General features: G+C 68.0%; 5 protein-coding genes. 4 read left to right on the top strand and 1 reads right to left on the bottom strand.

Going from position 1 to position 3,898, the window contains the following annotated elements; translation table 11 throughout:
- A partial coding sequence (locus tag CON76_RS11745; RefSeq protein ID WP_420812946.1) for a pseudouridine synthase occupies positions 1–860 on the top strand: 860 nt, incomplete at its 5' end.
- Between the two features lie 2 nt (positions 861–862).
- Positions 863–3,136 carry a sensor domain-containing protein gene (locus CON76_RS11740; RefSeq protein ID WP_101103532.1) on the top strand — a complete coding sequence of 758 codons (2,274 nt, stop codon included), beginning with the start codon at positions 863–865 and terminating at the stop codon, positions 3,134–3,136.
- A gap of 48 nt (positions 3,137–3,184) precedes the next feature.
- On the opposite strand, the gene CON76_RS11735 is transcribed toward CON76_RS11740, so the two are convergent.
- Positions 3,185–3,406: an addiction module antidote protein gene (locus tag CON76_RS11735; protein ID WP_101103531.1), complete on the bottom strand. Its 222-nt coding sequence runs from the start codon at positions 3,404–3,406 to the stop codon at positions 3,185–3,187.
- Between CON76_RS11735 and CON76_RS13200 the strand changes: the two genes are divergently transcribed.
- A complete protein-coding gene (locus CON76_RS13200) occupies positions 3,405–3,548 on the top strand; it encodes a hypothetical protein (RefSeq protein ID WP_169929057.1) in 144 nt (47 codons plus the stop codon). The two genes, CON76_RS11735 and CON76_RS13200, sit on opposite strands and share 2 nt — an antisense overlap.
- 116 nt (positions 3,549–3,664) lie before the next feature.
- Positions 3,665–3,898, top strand: a 234-nt coding sequence (locus tag CON76_RS11730) for a transposase (RefSeq protein WP_145995445.1), incomplete at its 3' end; no start/stop codon positions are given.

The following is a 3,898-nucleotide window of genomic DNA, read 5'->3' as shown; positions in this document are numbered from 1 at the left end:
GCGCTCCGGCGCGCCCATTTGCCCGGCCCCCCGCTGCTGCCCCGGCCCGGCCCCGTACGCCAGGTGCTGCCTCTGCCCCCGACGGCGCCCTGCGCCTGAACAAGCGCATGGCCGAGCTGGGCCTGTGCTCGCGCCGCGAGGCCGACGACTGGATCGCCCACGGCTGGGTGCTGGTCAACGGCCAGCCCGCCCAGATGGGCCAGCCCGTGACCGCCGCCGACCGCATCGAGGTGTTGCCCGCCGCCCACGCCCAGCAAGGCGAGCGCGTCACCATCCTGCTGCACAAGCCCGTGGGCTACGTCAGCGGCCTGCCCGAGGACGGCCACGAAAGCGCCGCCGTGCTGGTGCAGGCGCGCCACCGCTGGCCCGAGGACCGCAGCCCGCGCCGCTTCAGCTCCGCGCAGCACCAGGGCCTGGCCCCGGCGGGGCGGCTCGATATCGACTCCACCGGCCTGCTGGTGCTCACGCAAGACGGGCGCGTGGCCAAGGCCCTCATCGGCGAGCAGTCCGACATCGAAAAAGAATATTTGGTGCGGGTGCATTACGCCCCCAACGGCCCCAAGGGCGCGGGCGTGGTGGCGCAGGACGTGCAGTCCGTGTTCCCGGCACACCTGCTGCAGCGCCTGCGCCACGGCCTGAGCCTGGACGGCCAGGCGCTCAAGCCCGCCAAGGTGGACTGGCAAAACCCCGAGCAGCTGCGCTTCGTGCTCAAGGAGGGCAAGAAGCGCCAGATCCGGCGCATGTGCGAGCTGGTGGGCCTGCACGTGGTGGGCCTCAAGCGCATCCGCATCGGGCGCGTGGTGCTGGGCAACCTGCCGGTGGGGCAGTGGCGCTACCTGGGCGAACACGAGCGGTTCTGAGCATGTACGACGACTTCTCCCAACTCGACGACCTGCCCGACGACGCGCCACCGCGCACGCAACGCTTCTACCGCGTGCTGCGCGAGCTCCAGCTCATCCTGGACCACGCCAGCGTGGGCATTGCCCACATCCGCGACCGCGTCATCCAGCGCTGCAACCAGCGCTTTGCCGACATCTACGGCTTTGACAGCCCGCAGCAGCTGCAGGGCCAGTCCAGCGTGGGGCTCTACATCAGCACCAGCTCCCACAGCGGCCTGGGCCAGGACGCCTACCCCATGCTGCGCCACGGCCAGCCCTACAAGACCGAGCTGCAGATGCGTCGGCGCAACGGCGACTGGTTCTGGTGCAGCCTGACCGGCAAGCAGATCGACCCCGACCACCCCGAGCTGGGCTCCATCTGGATCATCGACGACATCGACGCCCACAAGAAAGCCCAGGCCGAACGCGACCGCCTGCTGCTGGAGCAGCAGCTCATCGTGGATCACGCGCTGGTGGGCATCGTGTTCCTGCAGAACCGCCGCGTGACGCACTGCAACCGCCGCTTCGAGGAACTCTTCGGCTACGGCCCGGGCGAGCTGCTGCATTCCTCGTCGCGGCAGTGGTACCTGTCCGACGCCGACTGGCAAGAGGCCGCGCAGCGCTGCTACGAGCCCTTCTCGCGCGGCCAGACCTTCGAAGGCGAGATGCTGCTGTGCAGAAAGGACGGCACCCCGTTCTGGTGCCACGTCATGAGCAAGGCCATCCAGGGCACCAACGTCGCGCTGGGCTCGGTCTGGATCGTGCAGGACATCGACGAGCGCCGCCGCATGCAAGACGAGCTCATCCGCGTGCACCAGGAGCTGGAGCAGCAAGTGGCCCAGCGCACCCACGAGCTCAAGCAGACCGTGGAGCAGCTGCGCGCCGAAATGGCGCACCGCCAGCAAATGGAAGACCAGCTGCGCCGCCTGGCCTTCGTCGATACCCTGACCGGCCTGCTCAACCGCCTGTCGCTGAATGACCACGGTGGCCGCGCCGTGGCCCACGCCGCCGTGTGCGCGCAGCCGCTGGCCGTGATGTGCGTGGACATCGACCACTTCAAGAACATCAACGACTCGCTGGGCCACGAGGTGGGCGACCAGCTGCTGGTCGCCTTTGCCGCCAAGGTGCGCGGCCACCTGCCCGCCGACGCCCTGTTTGGCCGCATGAGCGGCGACCGCTTCATCCTGCTGTTTCCGCGCGCCGACGCCGCCACCGCCACCGACTGGGCCCAGCGCCTGCTGCTGCTGCTGGGCGAAGGCCTGCACGTGGGCGAGCGTGAACTCATGGCCACCTCCTCCATCGGCATTGCGCTCTACCCCGAGCACGGCGACAACTTCGAGCACCTCACCTCCAAGGCCGACACCGCGCTCAACCAGGCCAAGGCCGCCGGGCGGCGCACCTGGCGCCTGTTCAGCAGCAAGATGCAAGCCCAGTCCGACCGCACGCTGCTGCTGCACAACGCCCTGCGCCAGGCGCTGGCGCGCGAGCAGTTCGAGCTGCACTACCAGCCCCAGCTGGACGTGCAGACCGGCGAGCTCACCGGCGCCGAGGCCCTGCTGCGCTGGCACCACCCTGAGCTGGGTTCCATATCGCCCGCCGAATTCATTCCCGTGGCCGAAGACACCGGCCTGATCCTGCCCATAGGCGACTGGGTGCTGCGCACCGCCACCCGCCAGCTCAGCCAATGGCGCGCGCAGGGCGTGCCGTGCCCGCGCGTGTCGGTCAACCTGTCGCTGGCGCAGTTCCGCCACGCCGACCTGGTGCAGTGGGTCAAGACCGCCTTGGACGAGGCCAGCCTGCCGCCGCACTGCCTGGAGCTGGAGCTGACCGAGCGCGTGACCATGAACGACGCGAACGAGGCGCTGGCCGTCATCCGCAACATCCACGCGCTGGGCGTGGTGCTGGCCATCGACGACTTTGGCACCGGCTACTCCTCGCTGAGCTACCTCAAGCGCTTTGCGGTGCAGCGCGTCAAGATCGACCAGTCGTTTGTGCGCGACCTGCACGACGACCCCGACGACAAGGCGATCGTGGACGCCATCATCGACATCTCGCAGCGCCTGCGGCTCGACAACATCGCCGAAGGCGTGGAAACCCTGCTGCAGGCCCGCTATCTGGCGCGCCAGGGCTGCCGCGAGATCCAAGGCTACTGGTTCAGCCGCCCGCTGCCAGTGGCCGCGTTCGAGACCTTTGCCCGCGCCCACACCCCAGGCTACATGGTGTCGCACCTGCACGACACCACATTTGCGCTGCCGTAGCGCAGTACCCGCTGGTTTATCCCACGGTGGCGGCTGGGCGAGCTGCGCTCAGGTGCAGCCCCCCAGCGCCTTGTACAGCCCCTCGCGCGCCAGGCCCGTGTCCTTGGCCAGCTGCGTCATGCTGCGCGCGCGGGCGATGGTGCCCAGCGCCTGACGGATCAGGCTGCCGTCGCCGGGGTCTTCCTCCACGCAGATGGCAAAGTAGTCGGCAAAGTCCTGCTCGGTCTTGAGGTAGTCGGCACTGTCCCAGCGGGAAAATCTCTCGGTCATGGCTCACTCCTACAAGGGCGCCGCCTACGACTACCCCGACCAGTTACCGGTGAAGATGGGCGAGTTGGTAGTGGTTGACCGCAAACCCACCGCCCAGCAGGTGGTGCAAGCTGGCAACGCGTCTGGCCAGCAGCAGCGTTGATTTTGGATCAAATTGGCAGGGCAGCGTAGCTCACGCTGCCATGTGCCAATTTAAGGATTTGTCCGTAAATTGAGGTATGGTTCAGGCTTGATCTGAAATCAAGACAGGAGCGAGAGATGAGCAAGGCCCATGCCCACTCATGGGAAGTGACGGACGAATTCTGGGCACGTGTCGAACCGTTGGTACCGGTGGTACAGCGAGACCCGGGCAAGGTTTACCAGCGCCGCGCTGGTGCGGGCCGTCCGCCCAAGCCGGCCCGGCTGGTGTTCGAGGCGATCGTGTACGTGCTGCGCACGGGGTGCCAATGGAAGGCGCTGCCAGCTGAGCGCTTTGGCAGCGCCAGTGCGGTG

Origin of the sequence: Macromonas bipunctata, from assembly GCF_002837135.1 — a bacterium.
GTDB lineage: Bacteria > Pseudomonadota > Gammaproteobacteria > Burkholderiales > Burkholderiaceae_C > Macromonas_A > Macromonas_A bipunctata.
Note: the sequence above shows the minus strand (reverse complement) of the source record. Positions and strands in the feature narration are given on the sequence as shown.